General features: G+C 42.4%; 33 protein-coding genes. 25 read left to right on the top strand and 8 right to left on the bottom strand.

Annotated features, from left to right (window positions below):
• The first annotated feature begins 156 nt into the window (after positions 1-156).
• Genes tsaE through tsaD form a run of 4 tightly spaced genes read left to right on the top strand, consistent with a single transcriptional unit; the run spans position 157 to position 2,771 of the window.
• On the top strand, positions 157-612 hold the full coding sequence (tsaE, locus tag BBA02S_RS17040; RefSeq protein WP_041101431.1) for a tRNA (adenosine(37)-N6)-threonylcarbamoyltransferase complex ATPase subunit type 1 TsaE: 456 nt from the start codon (positions 157-159) through the stop codon (positions 610-612).
• Entirely contained in the window at positions 609-1,307 is a 699-nt protein-coding gene (gene tsaB / locus BBA02S_RS17045) for a tRNA (adenosine(37)-N6)-threonylcarbamoyltransferase complex dimerization subunit type 1 TsaB (RefSeq protein WP_041114531.1), read from the top strand. The genes tsaE and tsaB overlap by 4 nt, the downstream gene beginning before the upstream one ends.
• Before the next feature lies 1 nt (position 1,308).
• On the top strand, positions 1,309-1,758 hold the full coding sequence (gene rimI, locus BBA02S_RS17050) for a ribosomal protein S18-alanine N-acetyltransferase (RefSeq protein WP_041101427.1): 450 nt from the start codon (positions 1,309-1,311) through the stop codon (positions 1,756-1,758).
• Entirely contained in the window at positions 1,755-2,771 is a 1,017-nt protein-coding gene (tsaD, locus tag BBA02S_RS17055; protein ID WP_041101425.1) for a tRNA (adenosine(37)-N6)-threonylcarbamoyltransferase complex transferase subunit TsaD, read from the top strand. The genes rimI and tsaD overlap by 4 nt, the downstream gene beginning before the upstream one ends.
• A 296-nt stretch (positions 2,772-3,067) precedes the next feature.
• On the opposite strand, the gene BBA02S_RS17060 is transcribed toward tsaD, so the two are convergent.
• Positions 3,068-4,990: an ABC-F family ATP-binding cassette domain-containing protein gene (locus BBA02S_RS17060; RefSeq protein WP_041114530.1), complete on the bottom strand. Its 1,923-nt coding sequence runs from the start codon at positions 4,988-4,990 to the stop codon at positions 3,068-3,070.
• A 192-nt stretch (positions 4,991-5,182) separates the two neighbouring features.
• Here BBA02S_RS17060 and BBA02S_RS17065 point away from each other — a divergent pair, with 192 nt between their 5' ends.
• Genes BBA02S_RS17065 through tatC form a run of 3 tightly spaced genes read left to right on the top strand, consistent with a single transcriptional unit; the run spans position 5,183 to position 6,835 of the window.
• Positions 5,183-5,842, top strand: a complete 660-nt coding sequence (locus BBA02S_RS17065; RefSeq protein ID WP_041101421.1) for a redox-sensing transcriptional repressor Rex — start codon at positions 5,183-5,185, stop codon at positions 5,840-5,842.
• Positions 5,843-5,891: 49 nt separating this feature from the next.
• Positions 5,892-6,071, top strand: a complete 180-nt coding sequence (locus tag BBA02S_RS17070; protein ID WP_041101419.1) for a twin-arginine translocase TatA/TatE family subunit — start codon at positions 5,892-5,894, stop codon at positions 6,069-6,071.
• Between the two features lie 17 nt (positions 6,072-6,088).
• Complete coding sequence (gene tatC / locus BBA02S_RS17075; RefSeq protein ID WP_041101417.1) at positions 6,089-6,835, top strand: twin-arginine translocase subunit TatC; 747 nt, start codon at positions 6,089-6,091, stop codon at positions 6,833-6,835.
• A 68-nt stretch (positions 6,836-6,903) separates the two neighbouring features.
• Here tatC and BBA02S_RS17080 read toward each other — a convergent pair whose 3' ends face one another.
• Positions 6,904-7,104 carry a YdiK family protein gene (locus BBA02S_RS17080; protein ID WP_041101415.1) on the bottom strand — a complete coding sequence of 67 codons (201 nt, stop codon included), beginning with the start codon at positions 7,102-7,104 and terminating at the stop codon, positions 6,904-6,906.
• Positions 7,105-7,134: 30 nt separating this feature from the next.
• Positions 7,135-7,872: a CPBP family intramembrane glutamic endopeptidase gene (locus tag BBA02S_RS17085; RefSeq protein ID WP_041114529.1), complete on the bottom strand. Its 738-nt coding sequence runs from the start codon at positions 7,870-7,872 to the stop codon at positions 7,135-7,137.
• A gap of 268 nt (positions 7,873-8,140) precedes the next feature.
• Here BBA02S_RS17085 and groES point away from each other — a divergent pair, with 268 nt between their 5' ends.
• Both groES and groL read left to right on the top strand, forming a co-directional pair.
• Entirely contained in the window at positions 8,141-8,428 is a 288-nt protein-coding gene (groES, locus tag BBA02S_RS17090) for a co-chaperone GroES (RefSeq protein ID WP_041101411.1), read from the top strand.
• A gap of 53 nt (positions 8,429-8,481) precedes the next feature.
• On the top strand, positions 8,482-10,113 hold the full coding sequence (groL, locus tag BBA02S_RS17095) for a chaperonin GroEL (RefSeq protein ID WP_041101410.1): 1,632 nt from the start codon (positions 8,482-8,484) through the stop codon (positions 10,111-10,113).
• Positions 10,114-10,193: 80 nt separating this feature from the next.
• On the opposite strand, the gene BBA02S_RS17100 is transcribed toward groL, so the two are convergent.
• The 4 genes from BBA02S_RS17100 to BBA02S_RS17115 form a co-directional block, all read right to left on the bottom strand.
• Positions 10,194-11,414: a tyrosine-type recombinase/integrase gene (locus BBA02S_RS17100; protein ID WP_041114528.1), complete on the bottom strand. Its 1,221-nt coding sequence runs from the start codon at positions 11,412-11,414 to the stop codon at positions 10,194-10,196.
• A 193-nt stretch (positions 11,415-11,607) separates the two neighbouring features.
• Complete coding sequence (locus BBA02S_RS17105; RefSeq protein WP_041114527.1) at positions 11,608-12,303, bottom strand: hypothetical protein; 696 nt, start codon at positions 12,301-12,303, stop codon at positions 11,608-11,610.
• Between the two features lie 83 nt (positions 12,304-12,386).
• A complete protein-coding gene (locus tag BBA02S_RS17110) occupies positions 12,387-12,980 on the bottom strand; it encodes an ImmA/IrrE family metallo-endopeptidase (RefSeq protein WP_041114526.1) in 594 nt (197 codons plus the stop codon).
• Positions 12,981-13,250: 270 nt separating this feature from the next.
• The gene (locus BBA02S_RS17115) at positions 13,251-13,682 is read right to left on the bottom strand and encodes a helix-turn-helix domain-containing protein (protein WP_041114525.1); all 432 of its coding nucleotides are present in this window, start codon (positions 13,680-13,682) and stop codon (positions 13,251-13,253) included.
• Between the two features lie 161 nt (positions 13,683-13,843).
• On the opposite strand from BBA02S_RS17115, the gene BBA02S_RS17120 reads away from it, so the two are divergent.
• From BBA02S_RS17120 to BBA02S_RS17145, 6 genes are all read left to right on the top strand, one after another.
• A complete protein-coding gene (locus BBA02S_RS17120; RefSeq protein WP_041114524.1) occupies positions 13,844-14,068 on the top strand; it encodes a helix-turn-helix domain-containing protein in 225 nt (74 codons plus the stop codon).
• 25 nt (positions 14,069-14,093) lie between these two features.
• A complete protein-coding gene (locus BBA02S_RS17125; protein ID WP_041114523.1) occupies positions 14,094-14,357 on the top strand; it encodes a helix-turn-helix transcriptional regulator in 264 nt (87 codons plus the stop codon).
• A 194-nt stretch (positions 14,358-14,551) separates the two neighbouring features.
• Positions 14,552-15,358: a phage antirepressor KilAC domain-containing protein gene (locus BBA02S_RS17130; RefSeq protein ID WP_041114522.1), complete on the top strand. Its 807-nt coding sequence runs from the start codon at positions 14,552-14,554 to the stop codon at positions 15,356-15,358.
• Entirely contained in the window at positions 15,358-15,666 is a 309-nt protein-coding gene (locus BBA02S_RS17135) for a hypothetical protein (protein WP_041114521.1), read from the top strand. Before BBA02S_RS17130 ends, BBA02S_RS17135 begins: the two co-directional genes overlap by 1 nt.
• Positions 15,667-15,721: 55 nt before the next feature.
• Positions 15,722-16,255 carry a helix-turn-helix domain-containing protein gene (locus tag BBA02S_RS17140; protein ID WP_041114520.1) on the top strand — a complete coding sequence of 178 codons (534 nt, stop codon included), beginning with the start codon at positions 15,722-15,724 and terminating at the stop codon, positions 16,253-16,255.
• 12 nt (positions 16,256-16,267) lie between these two features.
• Positions 16,268-16,474 carry a hypothetical protein gene (locus BBA02S_RS17145; protein WP_041114519.1) on the top strand — a complete coding sequence of 69 codons (207 nt, stop codon included), beginning with the start codon at positions 16,268-16,270 and terminating at the stop codon, positions 16,472-16,474.
• 439 nt (positions 16,475-16,913) lie between these two features.
• Here the strand turns inward: BBA02S_RS17145 and BBA02S_RS17150 are convergent, their stop codons facing one another.
• A complete protein-coding gene (locus tag BBA02S_RS17150; RefSeq protein WP_041114518.1) occupies positions 16,914-17,264 on the bottom strand; it encodes a hypothetical protein in 351 nt (116 codons plus the stop codon).
• Positions 17,265-17,332: 68 nt separating this feature from the next.
• On the opposite strand from BBA02S_RS17150, the gene BBA02S_RS17155 reads away from it, so the two are divergent.
• The 10 genes from BBA02S_RS17155 to BBA02S_RS17195 all read left to right on the top strand — a co-directional run.
• Positions 17,333-17,539 carry a YqaI family protein gene (locus tag BBA02S_RS17155; protein WP_041114517.1) on the top strand — a complete coding sequence of 69 codons (207 nt, stop codon included), beginning with the start codon at positions 17,333-17,335 and terminating at the stop codon, positions 17,537-17,539.
• 97 nt (positions 17,540-17,636) lie between these two features.
• A complete protein-coding gene (locus BBA02S_RS17160) occupies positions 17,637-18,572 on the top strand; it encodes a YqaJ viral recombinase family nuclease (protein ID WP_041114516.1) in 936 nt (311 codons plus the stop codon).
• A gap of 10 nt (positions 18,573-18,582) precedes the next feature.
• Positions 18,583-19,437, top strand: a complete 855-nt coding sequence (recT, locus tag BBA02S_RS17165; protein ID WP_041114515.1) for a recombination protein RecT — start codon at positions 18,583-18,585, stop codon at positions 19,435-19,437.
• 169 nt (positions 19,438-19,606) lie between these two features.
• Entirely contained in the window at positions 19,607-20,455 is an 849-nt protein-coding gene (locus BBA02S_RS17170) for a hypothetical protein (RefSeq protein WP_052477436.1), read from the top strand.
• Complete coding sequence (locus tag BBA02S_RS17175; protein WP_052477433.1) at positions 20,456-20,761, top strand: replicative helicase loader/inhibitor; 306 nt, start codon at positions 20,456-20,458, stop codon at positions 20,759-20,761. It abuts the gene before it with no gap.
• A complete protein-coding gene (gene dnaB, locus BBA02S_RS17180) occupies positions 20,715-22,052 on the top strand; it encodes a replicative DNA helicase (RefSeq protein WP_231557231.1) in 1,338 nt (445 codons plus the stop codon). The genes BBA02S_RS17175 and dnaB overlap by 47 nt, the downstream gene beginning before the upstream one ends.
• The gene (locus BBA02S_RS20800; protein WP_156141534.1) at positions 22,049-22,222 is read left to right on the top strand and encodes a hypothetical protein; all 174 of its coding nucleotides are present in this window, start codon (positions 22,049-22,051) and stop codon (positions 22,220-22,222) included. The genes dnaB and BBA02S_RS20800 overlap by 4 nt, the downstream gene beginning before the upstream one ends.
• On the top strand, positions 22,222-22,851 hold the full coding sequence (locus BBA02S_RS17185; protein ID WP_041114514.1) for a dUTP diphosphatase: 630 nt from the start codon (positions 22,222-22,224) through the stop codon (positions 22,849-22,851). Before BBA02S_RS20800 ends, BBA02S_RS17185 begins: the two co-directional genes overlap by 1 nt.
• On the top strand, positions 22,851-23,045 hold the full coding sequence (locus tag BBA02S_RS17190) for a hypothetical protein (protein ID WP_041114513.1): 195 nt from the start codon (positions 22,851-22,853) through the stop codon (positions 23,043-23,045). Before BBA02S_RS17185 ends, BBA02S_RS17190 begins: the two co-directional genes overlap by 1 nt.
• The coding region (locus BBA02S_RS17195; protein ID WP_061786761.1) for a DUF1064 domain-containing protein at positions 23,046-23,434 on the top strand (389 nt) is incomplete at its 3' end.

A 23,434-nucleotide genomic window follows, 5' to 3' on the forward strand; every position in this document is an offset into this window, starting at 1 on the left:
TTATTTATAAGCTTTTACAATCATGCGAAACTTTGTTTCGTTTCTTTTTTTATATACTGATTTAAGATATACTATAATCATCAAAGCTACCTTAGGATTGATATTTCCTAAGGTTTTTTTACGACTACATATTATATGCGACAAGGGAGTTTTTGTATGGATAGACTGAGATTTTCCACTACAAGCGCTGAACAGACTCAGTCTTTCGCAGAGAGGCTGGCTCATTTGCTGGAGCCCGGAGCTGTTCTTTTGCTGGAAGGCGATTTAGGAGCCGGTAAAACTACATTTACACAAGGCTTGGCTAAAGGATTAGGCGTTAAGCGCAATGTAAATAGTCCAACCTTTACCATTATAAAAGAATATAAAGGGCGCCTGCCCCTTTATCATATGGATGTATACCGGTTAACGGATGCGGACGAAGACTTAGGATTTGATGAGTATTTTTATGGGGAAGGCGTGTGTGTGGTGGAGTGGGCTCATTTAATTGAGCAGCAGCTTCCGGAGCATTACTTAAAGATTGTTATTTCTCATAAAGGAGAAAATGATCGTGAAATCGCTTTAGAACCTAAAGGGGAAAGATACGTTAGTCTGAGTAAGGAGTTAGTGAAATGAAAGTGCTGGCAATTGATACATCTACCTATACACTAGGCATCTCTCTTTTGGACGGAGAACAGGTCATTGGTGAATATATAACAAATCTAAAGAAAAATCATTCGCTGCGAGTCATGCCCGCAATTGATACACTGATGAAGGAATGCGAAGTAAAACCGGCAGACTTGGATAAGATAGTAGTAGCGAAAGGGCCCGGATCTTACACAGGCGTTCGCATTGGCGTGACGATTGCTAAGACGCTGGCATGGTCGTTAAATATTCCTCTTTCCGGAGTATCCAGTTTAGCCCTTTTGGCTGCCTCTGCCCGTTTGTATCCTTCTTATATTTCACCTGTTTTTGACGCGCGCAGAGGCAGAGTATACACCGGGCTGTACCGCTTCGAAGAGGGGAAATTAACCGTGGTTGACGAAGATCAGAATATCTCCCTCATCGATTGGTGCAGCCGCTTAAAGGAATTAAAGGAAGAGGTTCTGTTTGTGGGTCAGGATGTTCTTTTGCACGAAGGCTCCATACGGGAGCTATTAGGCGGCCAAGCCTTAGTGAGAGGAGACATTTTTTCCGCGCCCCGGCCCGCAGATCTTGCCCGCCTTGGGTTAGAGGAGCCAGTGGTCGATTTGCATTCTTTTGTTCCTAACTATATCCGTTTGGCGGAGGCTGAAGCGAAATGGCTGGAACAGCAGAAGGCGGATAACTAACATGAGTGAAGTTGATATCCGCTTGATGACGGTTGAGGATGTAGATAAGGTACATGAGATCGAAAAAAACAGCTTTACGATGCCGTGGACAAAAGAGTCTTTTTGGAATGAACTGACTAATAATTACTTTGCTGTTTATCATGTGGCTGAATACGAAGGTGAAATCGTTGGTTATTGCGGAATGTGGCTTGTCCTGGACGAGTCCCAGATTACCAATATTGCGATTTTGCCGGACTATCGAGGCAGAGGCTTAGGCGAAAAGCTGCTTGTCGCTGTAATGAATGCTGCCAAGAAGAAAGGGGCTGCGGTGATGTCCTTAGAGGTGCGTGTGAGCAATGAGCCCGCACAGGGTTTATATAAAAAGCTCGGCTTTCAGCCAGGCGGGATTCGAAAAAATTATTATTCTGACAATCAGGAAGATGCGTTAGTAATGTGGGTGAGATTATCATGAAAAAAGATATTTATATATTAGGATTGGAAACAAGCTGCGATGAAACAGCAGCAGCTATTATAAAGAATGGACGGGACATTATAGCCAATGTTGTTTCTTCGCAAATTGAAAGCCATAAACGCTTTGGCGGCGTGGTTCCTGAAATTGCTTCACGTCACCATGTGGAACAAATTACGCTTGTATTAGAGGAAACATTACATCAAGCGGATATGACCTTTAGCGATTTAGATGCCATTGCCGTTACAAAAGGGCCGGGGCTTGTCGGTTCCTTGTTGGTTGGAGTGAATGCAGCCAAGGCTTTGGCATTTGCTCATCAGCTGCCGCTCATCGGTGTGCACCATATTGCCGGTCATATTTATGCCAACCGTTTAATGAAAGAGTTTGCTTTTCCGCTGCTGTCCCTTGTCGTTTCAGGCGGGCATACTGAACTTGTACTTATGGAGGAGCACGGCAGCTTTCAGGTAATTGGTGAAACACGTGACGACGCAGCAGGAGAAGCCTACGACAAAGTAGCAAGGACGTTGAACCTGCCCTATCCCGGCGGTCCTCATATTGACCGGTTGGCAGCACAGGGGCAACCGGTCATTGATCTTCCCAGGGCTTGGCTGGAAGAAGGGTCCTATGATTTTAGCTTCAGCGGCTTAAAATCAGCAGTTATTAACACACTGCACAACGCGGAGCAGCGCAAGCAGGCCATAAAGGCAGAAGATGTAGCAGCCAGCTTTCAGCAAAGTGTGATTGATGTGTTGACAGCGAAAACGGTAAAAGCAGCTAAAGAGTATCGAGTAAAGCAAGTATTACTGGCAGGGGGCGTAGCCGCTAATAAAGGTTTGCGCGCAGCGTTAGAGGAACAGTTTGCTGAACTGGCAGACATTGAATTGATCATTCCGCCATTGAGCTTGTGTACGGATAATGCAGCGATGATTGCTGCTGCCGGCACCGTTTTGTATGAGCAAGGAAAATTTGAGGATTTAGCGATGAATGGGTATCCAGGGCTGGACATCGAGCAATAGTCCCCAGGCTTGTGGATATGTCGATGATTTATAGATAAAGGACTGTTCATAACTTAGCAACTGGCTAATTGATGAACAGTCCTTTTCTTTTGTTCACAAGTTGTGGAAAACTTGTGTATAAAAAGATTATTCTGTGGAAAAATCTTTTTTAAAACGACCAAAAGCCTGTGGGTTTTGTGGATAAATCAAGGTATTTTTGTGGATAATGTGTAAAAGTGAGTAGAAAGCAGGCAAATCAGTAGAGTAGTTTGTGGACAAAACTGTGAACAAATTGAAATGCCTGCTGCTGTCACCTTCTAGTCATGTAACGTTTCCCATTCTTGCATAAGCTGCTCAATTTCCGATTGACATGCTTCGACCTTTTGTTGAAGCTCTAAGGATTTTTCGTGATCCTGAAATACTTCCGGCTGGCACAGCAGATCCTCAGCTTCCTCAATCTCTGCTTCCAGACTCTCGATTCTTTCTTCAATTTCTTCGATACGGCGGCGTTTTTGCCGTTCTTTTTTCTTTTGTTCTTTATCTATATAATAATTGGATGAATCAGCGGAAGAGGTCTCTTCAACAACCGGCAGCGCCGATCGTTCCAGCTCAGCTAACTCCTTTTGTTCTTGTTTTTTGGCGACGTAGTAATCGTAATCTCCAAGATACTCGGTCAAGCCCTGTTTGGACATTTCGATTACTTTCGAAGCAATACGGTTAATGAAATAGCGGTCGTGGGACACGAACAAAAGCGTTCCCGGATAATCGATCAGCGCATTTTCCAGCACCTCCTTGCTATCTAAGTCGAGGTGGTTGGTCGGCTCATCGAGAATAAGAAAGTTTGCTTTTTGCATCATGAGCTTTGCCAATGCAAGCCGCGCCTTTTCCCCGCCGCTTAATGCATAGACTGGCTTCAGGACGTCATCTCCTGAAAACAGAAAGTTGCCGAGCACCGTTCGTATTTCTTTCTCGTCGCTTGACGGATAATCATCCCATAGTTCATTCAATACGGTTTTGTTGGATGTTAAATTAGCTTGCTCCTGATCATAGTAGCCAATCGCGACATTGGCACCGAGTGAGAACTCTCCGGCAAGTGCCGGCAATTTTTTTACAAGGGTTTTAAGAAATGTAGATTTTCCAGCTCCATTCGGACCGACCAGGGCCACGCTTTCCTCGCGCTGTATATATACATTCAGGTGCTGGGCGATTATTTCGTTGTCATAGCCGATTGTCAGGCTGTTGGTTTTTAATACTTCATTTCCGCTTTGCTTCTCAATCTGAAACATGATATTTGCTGATTTTTCATCGCCTTCTGGCCGTTCCATCCGTTCCATGCGCTCCAGCTGCTTGCGGCGGCTTTGCGCTCGCTTGGTTGTGGAAGCGCGGGCGATATTGCGCTGAATAAAATCTTCCAGCTTAGCTACCTGCTCTTGCTGCTTTTCGAATAGCTTCATGTCCTTTTCGTATTGCTCCGCTTTTTGATTTAAATAATTGCTGTAGTTCCCGTGGAATTTCTTGATATGCTGACGGGAAATTTCGTACACCTGGTTCACGACTTTATCGAGGAAGTAGCGGTCATGGGAAACAATTAGAATCGCCCCGTTATAGCTCTGCAAATATTGTTCGAGCCAGGAAAGCGTATCAATATCCAAATGGTTGGTCGGCTCGTCCAAGATGAGAATGTCGGGTTTTGTCAGCAGCAGCTTTCCGAGGGCGAGCCTTGTTTTTTGGCCGCCGCTTAAGGTTGAAATTTTTGTACTGTAATCAAAGTCTTGGAAGTTCAGCCCATGCAAAACCGAACGGATATCTGATTCAAACTGATAGCCGCCGGATTCTTTAAATTTATTTTGCAGCAAATCGTATTCTTTCGTGACTCTTTCATATTGACCGCTATCCCCATAAATTGCCGGGTCGGCCATTTGTTCCTCCAGGCGGCGCAGCTGCGCTTCCATGCTGCGCAAATGGGAAAAGACAGACAGCATTTCATCCATAATGGATAAATCAGATTCCAGCCCCGTATTCTGGGCGAGGTAACCGATAGTGACTTCTTTCGGTTTTAAGATATTCCCGGAATCATAAGAGAGAATGCCCGCGATTATTTTTAAAAGGGTGGACTTTCCGGCCCCGTTTCTGCCGACGAGGGCAATCCGGTCTCTCGTTTGCACTTCAAGTTTGATATTAGATAAAATCAGCTCTGCGCCAAAGTATTTTGTCAGTTGTTGGACTTGCAGTAAAATCATCTTTTTCACCTCAGTTTTCTACCTATAAGTGTAGCCGATTCTATAAGGACGGGCAATTTTCTTTCACCTCTTCAAGATAATGGAAAGGATGATAAAGTTAAAAGACAAGCTGCCCAAAATATTGTATGATGGAAGAAGTGATTGAATCGACAGGTTATTAGAATGGAAGCAGCAAGCGCTGGGGGTATAAATATGAACCATGATTCACCAAAGATTCCACAGGCGACCGCAAAGCGTCTGCCTTTATATTATCGATTTATTCAAAATTTGCACTCTTCCGGCAAGCAGAGGGTATCATCAGCAGAACTGAGCGAGGCCGTCAAAGTAGACTCAGCAACGATTCGCCGGGACTTTTCTTACTTTGGGGCACTTGGAAAGAAAGGCTATGGATACAATGTCAGCTATTTATTGTCGTTTTTTCGCAAAACGCTTGATCAGGATGAGATCACCAATGTAGCCCTTATCGGAGTAGGGAATTTAGGGACAGCCTTTTTAAATTACAACTTTATGAAGAATAATAATACAAAGATTCAAATTGCGTTCGATGTAGACGAGGAAAAAGTGGGGACCGTTATTGGAGACGTTCCAATCTACCATTTAGATGAGCTGGAGGAGAGGCTGGATCTGAAGGAGGTGCCGGTCGCTATTTTGACCGTTCCTTCATCGGCTGCACAAGGCATCACAGACCGTCTGGCGGAAGCCCAAATCAAAGGGATATTAAATTTTACACCAGCGAGATTGAACGTTCCTCCGACGATCCGGGTGCATCACATTGACCTGGCTGTCGAGCTGCAATCGCTAGTCTATTTTCTGAAGAATTATCCAGATGCCTCCGATGAAAAGTCAGAATAGAATTATGGCGAAAAATCGGTTATGATGGAGAAAAGGAGGTGCTGCACAAATGGGATTGAGCATAGGCAGTATCATATTGATTGCCGGAGCAGCTATATTAATTTTTGGACCTAAGAAACTTCCGGAGCTCGGACGCGCGGCAGGCGACACATTAAAAGAGTTTAAAAACGCGACAAAAGGGCTGGCGGATGATGACGATAAACCAGAGGACAAGAAAGATCCTCAGTAAGGTTAGGATGAATGACAATGAGTCGACATGACATGACAATATATGAACACATCGGCGAATTGCGGAAACGGCTCATTATAGTAGTCGTTTTCTTATTCCTGGCTATGATTGCCGGTTTATTTTTGGCCGAGCCGATTATCCGCTATTTGCAGCATGCGGATGAAGCAAAAGAACTGACCATGAATGCTTTTCGGATCACGGACCCGCTGAAAATTTATTTTCAAATGGCTTTTGTGATTGCTTTTATATTGACAAGCCCGATGCTTCTTTATCAGTTGTGGGCATTTGTGAGCCCGGGATTGCTTGAGAAAGAGAGAAAGGTAACGCTTAGCTATATTCCGCTGTCTGTTTTGTTGTTTCTTGCCGGAATTGCTTTCTCCTACTTCATTCTCTTTCCGTATATCGTTCATTTTATGATGAAGCTATCCGGAAATTTGAATATTGAACAGGTTATTGGCATTAATGAATATTTTCAATTCTTATTCCAAATTACCCTCCCATTTGGCCTGCTGTTTCAGCTGCCGGTCGTTACGATGTTTTTGACACGGCTTGGGATCATCACTCCGATGTTTCTTGCCCAGGTCCGCCGCTATGCGTATTTTATTTTGCTTGTCGTAGCGGGAGTCATTACGCCGCCGGATGTCATATCACAAATTATCGTTATGATTCCTTTGGTGATTCTTTACGAAATCAGCATCTGGATTTCTAAAGTCAGCTACAAAAAGGCTTTGCAGGCAGAAGTGGAAGCAGGGAATGCAGAATAAAATAAGGCTGTCCAAAAAAAGAGCCGGACTTCCGCAATAAGCAGAAGCCAGCCTTTTAGAGAACAGCCTTATTTTTTTTTGCCGTTTTTCAAACGCATATGCATAAAGATTAAGCGAATGCCGGAACCGATATCCATCGTTGCCAGCAAAATGAGCAAATACGTAAAAAAACCGAAGCCTCCTGTATTAACGTCTTCAATGGCTAAGTAAGTAAAGAACCCGCCGAGAATCAAATAGAAGATCCCGGTTGTTAATGGTGATTGTTTCATTCAATTCCTCCAGATTGTCAAGCTGTCATTCTAAAAAAGCCAAGTAATCAAGCTTTGTAGTTGTTCTGCCTCCTTCATCATCCGCTCCAATTCATCCGCATAAAAATATTGTACAACAACGACCAAGGAATTCATGGCCACATGGGCGAATATAGGAACAAGCAGCCTTTTTGTTTTTACATACAAAAATGCAAAAGTGAATCCCATGGCTGAGTAGATCAATATATGTTCGGGCTCCGCATGGGCCAAGGCAAAAATAGCCGAGCTGATTAAAGCGGATATCCAAAATGGAAACCTTTCATATAAGCTGCCGAAAATGATCTTTCGAAACACAACTTCTTCAAGAATGGGCCCGAAAATAGCTGTGATGACCATTGTGGCCGGGACCAATTCGATCAGATGGATAATGTTTTGCGTATTTTCCGATCCCATTTGGATGCCCAAAGCGGCTTCAATCGCAATCGCAATCCGCTGGCCAAGCAGGGCAAGGAAGACCCCGGCGACCGCCCAGCCGGCCGACTGGGCCGCCGGCAGCGGAGCCATCCGTTCCAGCCGGCTGTCTTTGGCATCTTTTCGCAAAAGCAGCAATACAATAAGCAGGGTGACACCAAAGCTGAACAGCAGCCAGTAGCCGGGAATCAAATTCCGAAGTGTTTGCGGGTCCATGTTCAGCGAAAGCCCGACCTCAAACAAGAGGCGGGGAGCAACCAGTCCCAATAGCTGCATGGAAATATAAATAATTAAGATATAGCCATATACCTTCTTCAAAATGAAAAGAGCTCCTTTATCCTCAAAATGAAAAGCGCTGACACGAATGCCCAGTGCTTAAAGAATATTTTACTAATAAACCGTTCATCATTCAAACGGAAGGGATTCAGCTTGTTCTCCATGATCAATAAAATGATTTATAAAAAAAGAGGACTTCACTCTTGCAAAAAAAAATCATTTTATTTATTATATTAATTGGGTTAGCACTCTTCATGATAGAGTGCTAATGATTAAAAACATTACATATATTCCAAGGAGGTTGTTTCACTTGTTAAAACCACTAGGTGATCGCGTAGTAATTGAACTGGTTGAATCAGAGGAAAAAACAGCCAGCGGCATTGTATTGCCGGACTCAGCGAAAGAAAAACCACAAGAAGGAAAAATCGTGGCAGTTGGCAGCGGCCGTGTGCTTGAGAGCGGTGAACGTGTTGCTCCTGAAGTAGCTGTCGGCGATCGTATCATCTTCTCTAAATATGCTGGTACAGAGGTGAAATACGAAGGCAAAGAATTATTAATCCTTCGTGAAAGCGACATCCTTGCTGTAACAGGTGAATAATAAACGACATTTTATCGATTAAAATAACTTAACTAATCAGGGAGGTTTTTCATATGGCTAAAGAGATTAAATTTAGTGAAGAAGCACGCCGCGCGATGCTTCGCGGGGTAGACCAACTAGCTGATGCTGTAAAAGTCACTCTTGGACCTAAAGGACGCAACGTGGTTCTTGAGAAAAAATTCGGTTCTCCGCTTATCACAAACGACGGTGTAACAATCGCGAAGGAAATCGAGCTGGAAGATGCCTTTGAAAACATGGGTGCAAAGCTTGTAGCTGAAGTCGCAAGCAAAACAAACGATGTAGCCGGTGACGGTACAACAACTGCCACTGTTCTTGCTCAAGCGATGATCAGCGAAGGCTTGAAAAACGTGACAGCAGGCGCAAACCCTGTTGGCGTACGCAAAGGAATGGACCTTGCTGTTCAAACAGCTATTGAAGGATTAAAAGAAATCTCCAAGCCAATCGAAGGCAAAGAGTCGATCGCCCAAGTAGCTGCAATTTCATCAGCTGACGAAGAAGTCGGCCAATTGATTGCGGAAGCAATGGAGCGCGTTGGCAACGACGGCGTAATCACAATTGAAGAATCTAAAGGATTCACTACGGAGCTTGATGTAGTAGAAGGTATGCAATTTGACCGAGGCTACGCTTCTCCATACATGGTAACAGACTCTGATAAAATGGAAGCGATCCTTGACAATCCATATATCTTAATCACAGATAAGAAGATTGCAAGCATTCAAGAAGTGCTTCCTGTACTTGAGCAAGTTGTACAACAAAGCAAGCCGCTTTTAATCATCGCTGAAGATGTAGAAGGCGAAGCACTTGCTACACTTGTCGTTAACAAATTGCGCGGTACATTCAACGCTGTAGCTGTGAAAGCACCTGGATTCGGCGATCGCCGCAAAGCGATGCTTGAAGATATCGCTGTATTAACTGGCGGTGAAGTGATCACTGAAGATTTGGGCTTAGACCTGAAATCTGCGAACATCACGCAGCTTGGACGCGCAGCAAAAGTTGTCGTTTCTAAAGAAAACACAACAATCGTTGAAGGGGCAGGGGATTCTGCTCAAATCGAAGCGCGCGTAAACCAAATCCGCGTTCAATTGGAAGAAACAACATCTGAATTTGACCGCGAGAAATTACAAGAGCGCTTAGCTAAATTAGCTGGCGGCGTAGCAGTAATCAAAGTAGGAGCTGCGACAGAAACAGAATTGAAAGAACGCAAGCTTCGCATTGAAGACGCATTGAACGCTACTCGTGCAGCTGTCGAGGAAGGAATCGTTTCCGGCGGCGGTACAGCACTTGTGAACGTATATAACAAAGTCGCTTCATTAGAAGCAGAAGGCGATGTAGCAACAGGCATCAAAATCGTTCTTCGTGCATTGGAAGAACCAATTCGCCAAATCGCTTTCAACGCAGGCCTTGAAGGATCTGTTGTTGTAGATCGCTTAAAGCGCGAAGAAGTCGGCATCGGCTTCAACGCAGCAACTGGCGAGTGGGTAAACATGATCGAAACAGGTATCGTGGACCCAACCAAAGTCACTCGCTACGCTCTTCAAAACGCAGCATCTGTTGCTTCTATGTTCTTAACAACTGAAGCAGTCGTTGCTGACAAGCCAGAAGAAGGCGGCGGCATGGGCATGCCTGACATGGGCGGCATGGGCGGCATGGGCGGCATGATGTAATCATTGCCCCATAAACCTTGATACAACAAGGGTTGAAGGCTTCTTGATTGACCTTCAACCCTCTAAAAATCACATTTCGCTCACATTTCTTGCGATTTTGTGAGATTGAGAATGCTCCCGAAATGATTTTTAATCTTTTGGGCAGCATTCTTTTTCATTTTATCTGTGACATGTGTATAGATGTTCATCGTCGTTTTCATATCGTCATGACCGACTCGTTTCATGATTGTATTGATATCCACTTCTGCCTCTGCCAGCATACTAATATGGGTGTGCCGGAAGATGTGAGGAGTAGCTTCCTTCTTGATTGACGTTTTCTTTAATAAGCGTTTCATTCGAACGATGATATTTTTCTGGATGAAGGGATAACCATTCTCTCGACAGAAAACAAAATTTGCATCATGATAATCTTCATACTTTTTTCTGTTGGCCAGTTTTATTTGCGACTGTTTGGCCTTGTGTGTTCTTAGCATTTTTATGATGCTATCATCAATATCGAACGTTCTAATTGATCCAGGTGTCTTAGGCGGAGTCAATTCATACTTCTTCATGTTATTGTCTGGATTATATAAAGTCTTGGTAATCCGGATTTCATTTGTGTCGAAGTTAATATCGGTCCATTTTAATGCACAGATCTCACCGGAACGCATTCCCGAAAAAGCCAAAAGGTAAAACCATTCTAAGTCATTAGGAAGGCCATGTTCTTTCGCGGCTTCCAGAAACTCGAAAAGTTCTTCTCTTTCTAAATATTTGTCCTCAATTGTTTGATTTTCGATATCCTCAACCGTTAATTTCTTTACAGGAATCACGGCCCCGATGCAAGGGTTGTCTTTTCTCATCTTTTCCTTAATTGCATATTTAAAAATCATGTTCGCTGTAACATGGACACCTTCAATTGTTGTCTTGGCATATTCTTTTTCATCCAAGTCGTTTAAAATTTTTTGATGCATGCGAGAAGTGACTTTATCAATATTCACTTTTGCAATGTATCTTAGCAAGATCTTGATTTCTTTTTCCCTTACCCGGACTGTACTTGCTTTAACTTTTCCTTTGGCGTATGTGCTGAGCCATTCCCATGCAACTGCTTCGAACGGTAGATTCCGGATCTTCTTCTCATCGATACCATCTTCACTTAGCTTCTTAATAGCTTTTTCTACAAGGTCAAGTGCTTCTGATTTGCTATCTGCCCGGCGGGAAATTTGCTTTCTTTTTCCCGTAACAGGATCTGGAGGACCATCGGCGACACACATCCACTTGTAGCCTTTTTTATTCTTTGCTGTGATTTTTCTAAAGTAGGGCATATACTTTTCACTCCTTACTTGATTATGAGTAACGAAAAGGGGATTCTACTGGTAAAGCAGAAACGACTTCATATTGATTACGGTAAAGTTTTAAACAATCTATTTTTAGGTGGTAATAAAATGACCTTTGTTTGGAACGTATGTTCTTTTTGTGGGTGAAAGAAAAGCCCTAGAAGGGCGATTTCATTGTTAATTATTTTAAATCTTTGGCAGCTGTATAAGTGAATTCGATTCTTTGCTCTTCGCCTAATCTAGTACCATCTACTGCACCATCAACAACCTTATAAGGCGGTTCGAATATCAGGGTTATATCTTTAGGAGTAGATTTTCCGTCTTTTAAAACAAACAGGGAGTACCCTTGTTCTTTTACTTTTCCTTGATAAGTGGTAACTGCTGCATTTTCAGAGGCAAGTCCTGTTTTTGCTGATATTTGTTCCTTAGTATCAGTAACAGCAGTAATTCCGCCGACATAGTCAACATCAAAATCAGTGGTGTTCTCTGCTTCTACTGTTAGCATGATAGCTCGTGCTGTGTCACTTTCTTGAAAGAGGTCTGGGTCAGAACTATATTCATTTGGTGTAATATCAACAAGCGTAGGAATAACCTTCATAGTGAAACCTTCAAAATCGATAACGAAAGAGGCATCTTTTTCAGAACTTTTTTCATTGCGATAAAGACCCAATATTTCAAAATCGCCAACCTCATTAGAGAACTTAGTGTCTTCTGTATCTTCTTTTTTCTGGTAGTCTTGTTTGTGTGCAGCATCATTATTTTTTTCTTTTTCGGCTGAGTTCGTTTCTTGTTTAGGTGAGGAGGTCTCTTCTCCACATCCGCCTAAAATTAAACCAAATGATAATAATGCACTCCCAAGTATCCAGTTCTTTTTCATAGTTGTTTTTCCCCCTTTGAAATTACTGCATCATACATATTGAGAAAAATATCCCAACACATCCCTAAAATAAAAAGACATGATTATTCATATCTTGTGTAACTTCGTAATTTATTGCCGAATGCCAAGAAGCCATCTATCCGCCTATTAAACAGCAACTCTAGCCGATAATGAGCAAACTCTTCTGTTACTAAGAAGTGGTCGGCTATATCAGATACTAAAACAGCTTCATCAGCTGCTGAATGGATAACTTCCGTCAAAAAGTTATGTGGCATGAGGAGGTAAGCACTCATCTTTTTTGCTTGGCTTTCCTCCTTGCTAAGCACCAATTGTGGTGCGGTAAGTTGAATGCTGAAATGCGCATGCAGATGACAGAACTCTTCGGCCAAAAGCAACTTGCGCTCAATCGAGGGGATCTTGGGTCTTAAATGAATAACACCGCGTTTACGTTTCCCATCTTTTTTAGGTTTAGAGAGCGCCTTTAATCCTTCTGCTTCTTCATAGTCATCCATGTCATCCATAAAATCTGGATGAAGCGGTTTGATGATAATTCCATACTTCCAACAAATTTCCTCGATGTCGATTTCATCTGGTGAACGATAATGAAATCGAGAAAGCACCTGTTTTGCTCTTTCTTCCCAGGTGTCACTGATCAGTAAAAATTCACTAAGCCGCATTTAAAACACTTCCTAACACACCGATTCTTATCTATGTAATATCGATTTCTATACAAAAAAATCGACTGGAATTTATGGATTTTACGTTTTGAATAGGTGTCGTTTAGCGAACCAGAACCCAGAACGATAACAGAACAGCTTAAAGCCAGTAATATCAACGGTTTTAAGCATGTTATCAAAAGAACTAAGAACGGAACACAGAACGTTAACAGAACGAAGTCCGAACAATAATAAGAATTAAAGAATTAAAGAAATAGCAGTAGTAGCATTTCAGTCTTCAAATTCTCCAAATCCATCACCGTATTCTTCATCGTCATCGTCTTCTTCGAAAAGTATCTTTTTCATTTTGTATAGCTTAATGAGCTGTTTGACTTTTTTCTCTGGATCAGTAGCAAGGTCATGGAACATAGCTTGATGTTTGATCAACTCTTTAAATACACGAAGTTCATCTGGCGAAAGAGAAACGGATTGTCCAGCTACTGTTATGGTGCTTTTTGTTTCAGGATTATCTGTCCTTCCTAAAAGATAGTCGACAGATACTTCAAAGAAGTCTGCAAAAGCATTGATTAATTCTAAGTCAGGTTTGCGATTTCCATTTTCATAACCGGAAATTGTAGATTCCGCAAGAGAGAACTTTGCACCTAACTCTTTCATAGTCATTTTTTTCTTTTTTCTTAATTCCCTTAAACGAGCACCAAACATATTAAGGTCCTCCTAAATATCTATTACATGTAATTATACTTTGCAAAACGCGAAAATTAAATGATTTAAGAAAAACTTTGCAAAACGCATTGACACTTTGCGAATTGCATTGTAATATGTAATCAAGCAACGCGAAATGCAAAGTAAGAAAGGGTGATAATATGAGTTTGCCAAAGAAAGCACGTATTTCTGCAGGATTTAGCTTAGAATCTGCGGCTAAAGAATTAAAGATATCTGCTGGATATTTATCTCAAATTGAAAACGGCCAAAGACAGATCAGCTCAGAACGCGCAGATGAGATTGCTAAGTTGTACAAAAGAGACAAAGAAGAAATTTTTTTGCCTAGTCGCTATTCAATTCGCGAAGTTTTAGAGAAAACGTCATAATTATGAGCATTTAAGGAGTGATCACATGGCCGCTATCAAGAGAAAGAAAAGAAGACCAAAAACCTCTAGCCAGGAACTATGCAATGTCAAAAGCGCGAAACTTGATCGTCTCATTGCAGAGCGGAAGAAAAGAAAATTAAGCCAGTCTGACATAGCTAGTATATTAGGTGTTTCAATAGCAACAATTTCTCATTTGGAGAACGGGAGACAGAAACCAAGCCTCGAACTTGCTCTTGGATTGCAACAATTATTTAATTTACCTTACGAAACATTGTTTCCTGACTACTGAAAAAATGGGTCTTGATTCAATATTAATAATTTTTTTCCAGTTCATATTCGTGTAACGGAAGACTACGGAAAATAATGGATAGTTTGTTGAGATATTACTTTAATAATTCACGCAAAACGGAACTTGACGGAAGTTGGTGAAACCAAAATTGGAAAATCAAAAATTTTTATAATTAGTGATAGGGGGCGATAAACATGAATCAATTGCAAACTTTTAATCATTCAATGTTCGGTGAACTGCCAGTAATGACTATCAATGGTGTTGAATGGTTTGGTGCTACCGAAGCAGCAAAAGCATTAAGTTTCAGTAATCCTTACACTGCGATATCAAATCATGTTGATGAAGATGACCTAACGGACCAGGAGGTCATAGACAGACTAGGGAGAAAACAATGTAAAAAATTTGTTAACGAATCTGGTCTATATAGTTTGATTTTCGGTGCTGCTAGACAAGGTAATAACTTGAAAATTAAAGAAGAAGCCAAACAATTTAAACGTTGGGTCACATCAGAAGTCTTGCCGTCTATTCGTAAAAATGGCGGATATATCATGACAGATGAACATGACGATGATGCCTCTATTATGGCAAAGGCCTTGTTAGTAGCTCATAAAACGATTGAGCGAAACCGACGCGAAAAGTTAATGCTGGAAGAACAAATTAAACAGGATCAACCTTACACGAACTTCGGGAAAATTGTTTCAAACTCAAACGGCGCAATCAGTGTTGGCGCTTTTGCCAAAATGCTATATGACCAACATGGATTGAAAATCGGCCGCAACAAAATGTTTGATTGGTTACGCGATAATGGCTACTTAATGAAGGGTGGCCGAGAGCATAACAATCCTAAGCAAATTTATATTCAGCAAGGTTGGTTTGAAGTAAAACCAACGATTGTCAGTCGAACAGAAGGCGATGTTGAAAGATTGACCACTTTAATTACTGGTAAGGGACAAGTCAAGCTTGCTGAACTACTTCTAAAACAAAGAAAGGTGGTTTCGTAATGTCCACCATGCAATATGATGAACAATTTGTTGAAATGTTAGCTGCCAAAATCGCTGACCGGGCAACAGAAATAATGACTGACCGTATCAATTCAAGGAATACAGATTTGCCTCATATCCTCACTAGGGAAGAAACAATGGATGTATTGCGTTGTGGAAAGTCTACATTAGCGGAACTTATGAGGCGTCCTGATTTTCCTGTAACAAAGGAATTCGGAACTAAGATTCCCACTCACCTGCTATTCAAATGGATCGAGAAAAATACACGTTGGGTGGATGAAAACACCGATTATTTCAAAGCTATTTAACTTTAGTGTAAACCGATTTGACTATAGTCAACGGTAAAGAAGGGGAGTGTCAGACATGAAGAAAGGTAATCTTGGCAAGCCGTTCAAGCTTGCCAGAGGAAAGTATACGCAGCAACAGCTGGCTTTGGAGTTTGGAACCTCCAGAGAAGCAATTTCAGCCTATGAAACAGGGCGTGCGAAAGTTCCAGCTGATATTTCAAGAAAAATGACAAGAACATCAGATAGTCCCTGGTATGTCATGGACCTTCGCTATCAATACACAGGAACGGGCCCGCTTCGCTTAAACGGAGAGAGAGCTGACCTTCATAGATCCAGCGTCAAAGACGTATTGCTAGAGGAGCTGGACGAAGCCAAAGAAGCTGTCTCAGGCGTCAAGATGGCAAACAAATTGAAATTCTTATCTGCTTGGGAAAAGAGCAACTTAACCGAGGCGCTTGTCCAATTGGTGGACGTTATCACAGGCATCGAGCACTTCATGGGAGTTGTGTGTGAAGAAGCTGAAATTAGCTATACAGATGTCTGGCAGAAGCACTACAAAAAATTAATATCAAGGGGCTATGTTGATCCAGCTAGCCTAACAACTGAATAGGGGGAAACGAAAGTGGAACATCACGCTATCGAGGAACGTAAATGCGCACACACTTGCCTGTATCGCATGGAAGAGTGCTTAGTGGAAGGCAACTTGGATGAAGCGGAACGTACAGCATTTGATTTTCTTAAGTCAATCAGAGAATTGAAAAAGCTGCAAAAAGCAAAGGAAAATCGGGAGCAGGGCGTTTTGGTTGAACGAGTAGCGAAAATTGGATAGGAGGATGAACCGTGCAAACAGATATATTGATCGGATTAGCGATTTTCACAGCATTCGTTGGAGGATATTACTGGTGCCTGGCAACAGAAGAAACCAAAAGAGATCAAAAATAAAAGCGGCAAGCTTGGGGAGCTCACCGCAAAAATGTCGAATTCAAAAATATTATAACACAGTTTACCTACTTAGAAAAGATGGGCACGTTTGGTGCTCATCGAGCTGACCAGGAGGGCCTCCTATCTACCTTCATCCCTTCATTTTCCTCCTGGTCGGCTCGATGGACATCATCCGTCAGAAAGAAGGTGAGAAGAATGAAAATAAAAGATTCGTTAAAAGATATGAAATTCCATAAGTGCCTAAACTGTGGCAAAGACATGCATATCAAACAAGCTATTTATTGTGCTCAATGTGGAGAGAAATTAATCTCTGAAAAAAATATTCATTAAAAAGGAAGGTCATCTTCGTCATTAAGAGTTCTAACGGGTTCGGGGTCAATAATTTCTACCCTCGGATATTGTACGTTAATTAGACTCTTTATATTGAATAAGGATTCAGAGCCGCATTTTGGACAAAAAGCGTCTTCTGGATTTAAAACGTAGAAGTCATCTTCAATATCATGCTCGACAGGATCGCCAGCATAACCGCTATTAAATTTAGTAGTACCAGTACATTCATTTCTAATCGGAAATCCACATTGAGTACAAAAAAGATGATCTTCGGTTAAATCGGTAATGGGATTTTCACAATTTAGACAGTTCTTTAAGAATTTATTCTCATGTGTAGGAATTTTCATGAGAGTCACTCCTTTCCTGTGTTGTATTCGACAGGAAAACCCAAAATCCTTTGAAAGGAGGAATAGGAATGGACCATCCACAAATTGAACGTGTGATGCTAACAGGTTATCCCAATATGGTAAGTCAGCCAGAGCATTGCGGCATTGATGCTATGGGCGATGAAATCTTAGTTGGGGATGACGTTATTGAGCTTAATGGCGAGATCATCTTGAAAAGCAACTTGGAGGATTACCTAACTGAATATTGCGGAGCGGAGTTTAAAACGGCGGAATGAAAAAGACCCCTGTTAGCAGCAGGAGTCAGAGTCTTTAACAAATTAAATTTATTTTATTGTACCGAATTTTGAAAACTGAATCAAGAGGAGGGCTTATATGCAAGCGCAAGTCTTAACACTAACCAGTGATATGAACAGAGAACAGTGGTTGGAAGCTCGTAAAGCAGGAATCGGCGGATCAGATGCCGCAGCCATTGCTGGATTGAATAAATGGAAGTCTCCAGTTGCTGTGTATCTCGATAAAACGGGACAGGCTCCAGATGAAAATGAAGCTGGTGAAGCGGCTTACTTCGGCAATGTGTTGGAGGAAGTAGTAGCGCAGGAATTTTCTAAACGAACTGGTTTAAAGGTTCGCAAGCGAAATGCGATTCTTAAGCATCCAGAGCACCCATTTATGCTTGCTAATGTGGATCGGCTGATAACTGGAGTAAAAGAAGGGTTGGAATGCAAAACAGCTTCCGAGTACCTGAAAGCGGAATGGGAAGGCGAAGAGGTTCCGGCTTCCTACTTGCTTCAATGCCAGCACTATATGGCAGTGACCGGCTATCAAGCTTGGTGGATTGCGGTGCTGATCGGCGGCAATAAGTTTGTTTATAAAAAGATCGAACGGGATGAAGAGCTGATTCAGTATCTGATCGATATCGAAACAAACTTCTGGAAAAACCATGTGGAAGCCAATAATCCGCCAATGTTTGACGGTTCAGATACCTCTAGCGAGTTGTTAAAGGCGCTTTATCCAGAATCAGTCCCGTTGACTGAAACGGAGCTGCCAAACGAAGCTAGCAAGCTGCTAGAAGCGCTTGATCAAGTGTCCGTGGAATTGAAGGAACTCGAAACACAAAAGAAAGAGTATGAAAACCAAGTGAAGGCGCTGATGGGCGAAAACGAAAAGGCCTTTGCTGGAGAACGAGTGGTCACTTGGAAAACAGTCAGTTCTAATCGTTTTGATAGCAAAAAGTTCGCTCAAGATCATCCAGATCTTTATAACCAATACGTCAAACAATCTAACTATCGCCGGTTCGCGGTGAAATAGGAGGCAAACGATGGCTACAAACAAAGATATTAAAAATCAATTAGCAAACAAGGCGAATGGAGGAAACAATGCTCCTGCTTCGCCAGCCAATACAATTGCAGCTTACTTGAAAAAGATGGGGCCAGAAATTGAAAAAGCATTGCCGTCACACATGAACCCAGATCGCATGGCAAGAATTGCGCTCACAACAATACGCTCTAATCCGAAATTGCTTGAAGCATCCATTCCTAGTTTGCTCGGGGCAGTCATGCAGGCTGCTCAGTTAGGGCTTGAGCCAGGGCTTGTAGGGCATTGCTATTTAATTCCTTTCAGAAACGGAAAAACAGGGCAGACAGACGTTCAATTTATTATCGGCTACAAAGGCATGATCGATCTGGCCCGCCGATCTGGACAGATTGAAAATATCTATTCCCATGCGGTGTTTGAAAATGATGATTTTGAATATGAACTTGGCCTTCATCCTAAGCTGGTACATAAGCCGGCCACAGGAGAACGTGGCAGCATGACTCATGTATATGCAGTCGCCCACTTTAAAGACGGTGGTTATCAATTTGAAGTCATGGATATACAGGAGATCGAAAAACGGCGCGGCCGGTCAAAGTCGAAAAATAACGGTCCTTGGGTCACTGACTTTGAAGAAATGGCTAAGAAAACAGTGATCCGGCACATGTGGAAGTACCTGCCGATCTCCATTGAAGTTCAGCAGCAGGCTGTCCAAGACGAAGTGGTCAGAAAAGATATAACGGCCGAACCGGAGTACATCGATATGGAAGCGCCAGTGATCGAAACACCGAAAGACGAAGCAACTGCTGAAGCAGAAGGCGATAAAGAAGAATTACAGAAAGACTTTGGATTTGAAAGCTGATGATTAACATGAAAACTTCTGTTGTCCTCCCGCAGCGATTGTGGGAGGAAGCAAGGGATCAGGAGCAACTGAAACTATTAATCTTGCAGTATCTGAAAGTGTGTTATCCCAAATATCAAATTAAAAAAGTGGAGAATGGCTTTGCCATTTGTGAAAGGAGGGAGTAAAGGTGCAAGGCTGGATTAAGCTTCATAGAAAAATTCTTGAAAATGACCTATGGAATGATGTTTCTACATTTCGATTGTTTACCCTGCTTCTTCTAAAGGCGGCCTATAAAGATGGCGTGAAAGTGAATGGGCATGAGTTGAAGCAAGGGCAGTATATCCGGTCATATCGTTTACTGGCTCAAGACCTTTCTTACAAGGAAGGCAGGGGAATAAAGCAGTATTCAACAAGCACCATCAAGCGGTGTTCCGCGAAATTGATTGAAAGAGGAATGATCACTGTAGACGAAACGGAACTAGGAACACTCTTTACTATCTTGAATTATGCGTCCTATCAGGATTCGCAAGACTTTGAAGAGGAAACACAGAACGGAAGTAAGAACGAAGTCGAAATGAACCAGAAACGAAGCCAGAACAATAACAAGAATGCAATAAATAAAGAAATACCAGCAGAAGCTGCCAGCACAGCACTTTTTTCTCCGCCGGTTCAACCACAGGATATGCAAGCGCGGATTAAACAAATCACCAACTGCTTTATTGCTGTACGGAATAACGGTTTTTTCTTAAAGCCAGAGGAACAGAATGCAATAGAGCGTGTAGCTGAACTAGATGTACCTATCGAGAAGCTGCAGAGCTGGATTAAAGACATTGTGGAGACCCATAATCAAAAGAATCCTTATAACAAAGTGAAAAGTTTCCGCTATTGTGAGCCAATCATCGCGGAACGTCTCCGTGAAGAGAAGAGCGGCAATGTTGTCCAGTTTGGCAGTAAATCTAAAAAGCGAGAAGAAACTTTGGAAGAACGTTTTGCCCGTCTCGAACGGGAAGGAAAGTTGAACTTTGGAGGCGATTAAGTGGACAAGCAGCAGGTTTTTCAGATACTGCAGACGATCAATGCGGCCTATGCCCGCTTTGAAGTCACTGACGAACGATTGATTTTGTGGTCTGAAATGCTTCAAGGCATGGATTACAGCAAAGTGAATGCTCGGCTTAAGCAGCACATCAAAGAAAATAGGTTCCCGCCATCCATATCAGAAATATCCGTCTATGAGCAACCAGCGAATAATCATCTGGAAAAGGTAAAGCAATGGGAACGTGAAGGAGCGGCTCGGATTGAAAGAGACAAAAACAGACCAAAACCAACTAATCCATATAGATAGCGATCCGTACCAGGCAGCAGAAGTTGAAAACACAGTGTTAGGTTCCATTTTTTTAGAGCCTGATCTTGCTTATGAAACTAACTTGACGGTTGAGCATTTTTCAAGGGCAGCGAATCGGATCATCTTTGGGGCTATTCAAAAACTGGCAGAACAAAACGTACCAGTGGATGTAATGACAGTTACGCAGAAGCTGCTTGAAAACGAGCAGATTGAAAATGTAGGAGGCGTTAGTTACTTAACCGAGTTAGCAGAATCGGTACCGACAACAGCCAATTTCCCTTACTACCAAGCCATGTTGATTGAACAGTACAAAAAGCGTTTGATGACTCGGGCTGCTTCTGATTATCTGGCGAACCCAACAGAAGAAACAGCTGAAAAAATGTATAGCACTTTCATCGAAGCGCAGGAGATGGGGCAGAAGCCGAGCCAGTCAAAGATTGAAGTGTTAGGAGAAATCTTTGACGAGATATATGAGGATGCTGGCGAGTTGACGGGTATATCAAGCGGGCTGATGGAATTAGACCGAATGACAGGCGGATGGCAAAGCAGTGATTTAATCGTCATTGCTGGCCGGCCTTCAATGGGAAAGACCGCTTACGCTTTGGGTTTAGCGAAGGCTTGCTGTGAACAGGGTGGCGTAGCAGATATCTTTTCTCTTGAAATGCCACAGAAACAGTTAATCAAGCGGTTTTTATCCAGCATCGGAAACATTGAAGGCTCCAAATGGCGGAACTCTTTCAAGCTATTCACAGAGCAGGATAAGAAAAGAGCTCAGTATGCGATGGATATCTACAACAAATGGGCCATTAACATTCATGATAACCCACGTCAGACCGTGGCGGATATACGGGCAGCTGTACGGAAAACAAAGCGGGAGCATCCAGGAAGAAAGCACATTGTTGTCATTGATTATCTGCAGCTCATTACACCGATCGGCAAGTTTGAACGTCATGATTTGGCTGTCGGCCATATCACAAGAGAGCTCAAGCAAATGGCGCGGCAGTTTGATGTACCAGTGATGTTACTCAGCCAGTTAAGCCGTGCGGTTGAGCAACGGCAGGACAAACGACCAATGATGTCCGATCTTAGGGACTCTGGTTCTATTGAGCAGGATGCTGATATCGTATCGTTCTTATACCGGGATGATTACTACAACAGCGAAAGCGAAGCAAAAAATATAGTGGAAGTCATTCTAGCTAAGCAGCGTAATGGTCCAGTAGGAACAGTCCAACTGGCGTTCGTTAAAGAATATTCTCAGTTTCTAAATTTAGAGAGGAGATTTGATGGATGAATGAAACAGTATTTGGCCGCATGAGGTTTTATCACGAAGCTACTGGACGAGTGATGCAAGGTCCAGTTTTCATTCGAGAGATTGCTATGAAGTTCACTCAGGATGAAGTGATTGAGGGGCTGCTCCTCTTCAATGATTATCTAGATCAACAGCGAAAGGATGCGAGCTGATGAATTTAACTAAATTGTTTGATATGCAACGTGTACTTGACGAACGGATTATGGATAAACACCCGGAGTTGAAAGGCCAGAACAATCTTGATTGGAAAATCCTTGCCTTGCAAGTGGAGATCGGGGAATGTGCGAATGAATGGCGCGGGTTTAAGAAGTGGAGTAAGGATCAGGAGCCGAGAACAGCAGTTATTTGTGAATCTTGTCGAGGTAGTGGCGGTTACTACAATACATTTAAAAACATGAAAGAAAAGAAAAATAAGGTTGTTTGCAAACACTGTAATGGTTGGGGGATTGTCAAAGGTGCGAACCCACTCCTAGAAGAATACGTGGACTGCCTGCATTTTATCTTGTCGATTGGGTTGGAGTTGAAAGCAGAAAAACTCGTTGTATGGAGTGTCCAAGAGTCTGAAAGCATTATTGATATGTTCAATAGAGTGTTTATGCAAATATCTGTAATTCAATCGTGTATAGAATCACGAGCAACAATAATACAAACCCATTACTCAATTCTTGTGGATTTGTTTGTTGAATTAGGTGAAATGCTCGGCTTCACATGGGAGCAGATCGAAGAAGCATATATGAGCAAAAACGCAGTCAATCACCAACGTCAGGAGAGTGGCTACTGATGCAAAAAGGTTGGAAAGCACAGCAGCAGAAAACGCTCAAAAAGCTTGTCTACGCGTTGAATGAAAAGAAGCTTAGTCAAAACATTCAAGCGCATGAAAAACGCGGCTGGCGCCTTGCCAGTGAAGTAAAAGAGCATGGTTATGGGGTAGGGTGCTTGATGGAGTTTCCGCCGCCGGAGAGAAAGGTGATATAAATGGTTAGTAAGTCAAAGTACGGTGCAAAGAAAGTGGAAATTGACGGCATCACTTTCGATAGCAAAGCAGAAGCAAAATATTATCAGCAGTTGAAGTGGCTGCAGGCAAACAACCAAATTCTATTCTTCCGGATCCAACCGCGCTACTTGCTGCAAGAGGCGTTTAAAAAGAACGGTGTCGCTCATCGGAAGATCGAATATGTAGCTGATTTTGAGGTCCACAAAAAGGATGGAAGCATTGAAGTAGTAGACATCAAGGGAGTAGAAACAGAAGCATTTAAGATCAAACGAAAGTTGTTTGAGTTTAAATACCCCCATGCATTGAGCCTGCTTGCATATAGCCAGGATCATAAGAGCTTTTTACCAACGAAAGAGTATCAGGCTTATGT

It is taken from the genome of Bacillus badius NBRC 15713 (assembly GCF_001591605.1).
Classification (GTDB): Bacteria; Bacillota; Bacilli; order Bacillales; family Domibacillaceae; genus Pseudobacillus; species Pseudobacillus badius.

Coding starts and splice junctions, on each gene's coding strand:
- tsaE (WP_041101431.1), top strand. CDS start 157: ATGGATAGACTGAGATTTTCCACTACAAGCGCTGAACAGACTCAGTCT.
- tsaB (WP_041114531.1), top strand. CDS start 609: ATGAAAGTGCTGGCAATTGATACATCTACCTATACACTAGGCATCTCT.
- rimI (WP_041101427.1), top strand. CDS start 1,309: ATGAGTGAAGTTGATATCCGCTTGATGACGGTTGAGGATGTAGATAAG.
- tsaD (WP_041101425.1), top strand. CDS start 1,755: ATGAAAAAAGATATTTATATATTAGGATTGGAAACAAGCTGCGATGAA.
- BBA02S_RS17060 (WP_041114530.1), bottom strand. CDS start 4,990: ATGATTTTACTGCAAGTCCAACAACTGACAAAATACTTTGGCGCAGAG.
- BBA02S_RS17065 (WP_041101421.1), top strand. CDS start 5,183: ATGAACCATGATTCACCAAAGATTCCACAGGCGACCGCAAAGCGTCTG.
- BBA02S_RS17070 (WP_041101419.1), top strand. CDS start 5,892: ATGGGATTGAGCATAGGCAGTATCATATTGATTGCCGGAGCAGCTATA.
- tatC (WP_041101417.1), top strand. CDS start 6,089: ATGAGTCGACATGACATGACAATATATGAACACATCGGCGAATTGCGG.
- BBA02S_RS17080 (WP_041101415.1), bottom strand. CDS start 7,104: ATGAAACAATCACCATTAACAACCGGGATCTTCTATTTGATTCTCGGC.
- groL (WP_041101410.1), top strand. CDS start 8,482: ATGGCTAAAGAGATTAAATTTAGTGAAGAAGCACGCCGCGCGATGCTT.
- BBA02S_RS17100 (WP_041114528.1), bottom strand. CDS start 11,414: ATGCCCTACTTTAGAAAAATCACAGCAAAGAATAAAAAAGGCTACAAG.
- BBA02S_RS17105 (WP_041114527.1), bottom strand. CDS start 12,303: ATGAAAAAGAACTGGATACTTGGGAGTGCATTATTATCATTTGGTTTA.
- BBA02S_RS17110 (WP_041114526.1), bottom strand. CDS start 12,980: ATGCGGCTTAGTGAATTTTTACTGATCAGTGACACCTGGGAAGAAAGA.
- BBA02S_RS17115 (WP_041114525.1), bottom strand. CDS start 13,682: ATGTTTGGTGCTCGTTTAAGGGAATTAAGAAAAAAGAAAAAAATGACT.
- BBA02S_RS17120 (WP_041114524.1), top strand. CDS start 13,844: ATGAGTTTGCCAAAGAAAGCACGTATTTCTGCAGGATTTAGCTTAGAA.
- BBA02S_RS17125 (WP_041114523.1), top strand. CDS start 14,094: ATGGCCGCTATCAAGAGAAAGAAAAGAAGACCAAAAACCTCTAGCCAG.
- BBA02S_RS17130 (WP_041114522.1), top strand. CDS start 14,552: ATGAATCAATTGCAAACTTTTAATCATTCAATGTTCGGTGAACTGCCA.
- BBA02S_RS17135 (WP_041114521.1), top strand. CDS start 15,358: ATGTCCACCATGCAATATGATGAACAATTTGTTGAAATGTTAGCTGCC.
- BBA02S_RS17140 (WP_041114520.1), top strand. CDS start 15,722: ATGAAGAAAGGTAATCTTGGCAAGCCGTTCAAGCTTGCCAGAGGAAAG.
- BBA02S_RS17150 (WP_041114518.1), bottom strand. CDS start 17,264: ATGAAAATTCCTACACATGAGAATAAATTCTTAAAGAACTGTCTAAAT.
- BBA02S_RS17155 (WP_041114517.1), top strand. CDS start 17,333: ATGGACCATCCACAAATTGAACGTGTGATGCTAACAGGTTATCCCAAT.
- BBA02S_RS17160 (WP_041114516.1), top strand. CDS start 17,637: ATGCAAGCGCAAGTCTTAACACTAACCAGTGATATGAACAGAGAACAG.
- recT (WP_041114515.1), top strand. CDS start 18,583: ATGGCTACAAACAAAGATATTAAAAATCAATTAGCAAACAAGGCGAAT.
- BBA02S_RS20800 (WP_156141534.1), top strand. CDS start 22,049: ATGAATGAAACAGTATTTGGCCGCATGAGGTTTTATCACGAAGCTACT.
- BBA02S_RS17185 (WP_041114514.1), top strand. CDS start 22,222: ATGAATTTAACTAAATTGTTTGATATGCAACGTGTACTTGACGAACGG.
- BBA02S_RS17190 (WP_041114513.1), top strand. CDS start 22,851: ATGCAAAAAGGTTGGAAAGCACAGCAGCAGAAAACGCTCAAAAAGCTT.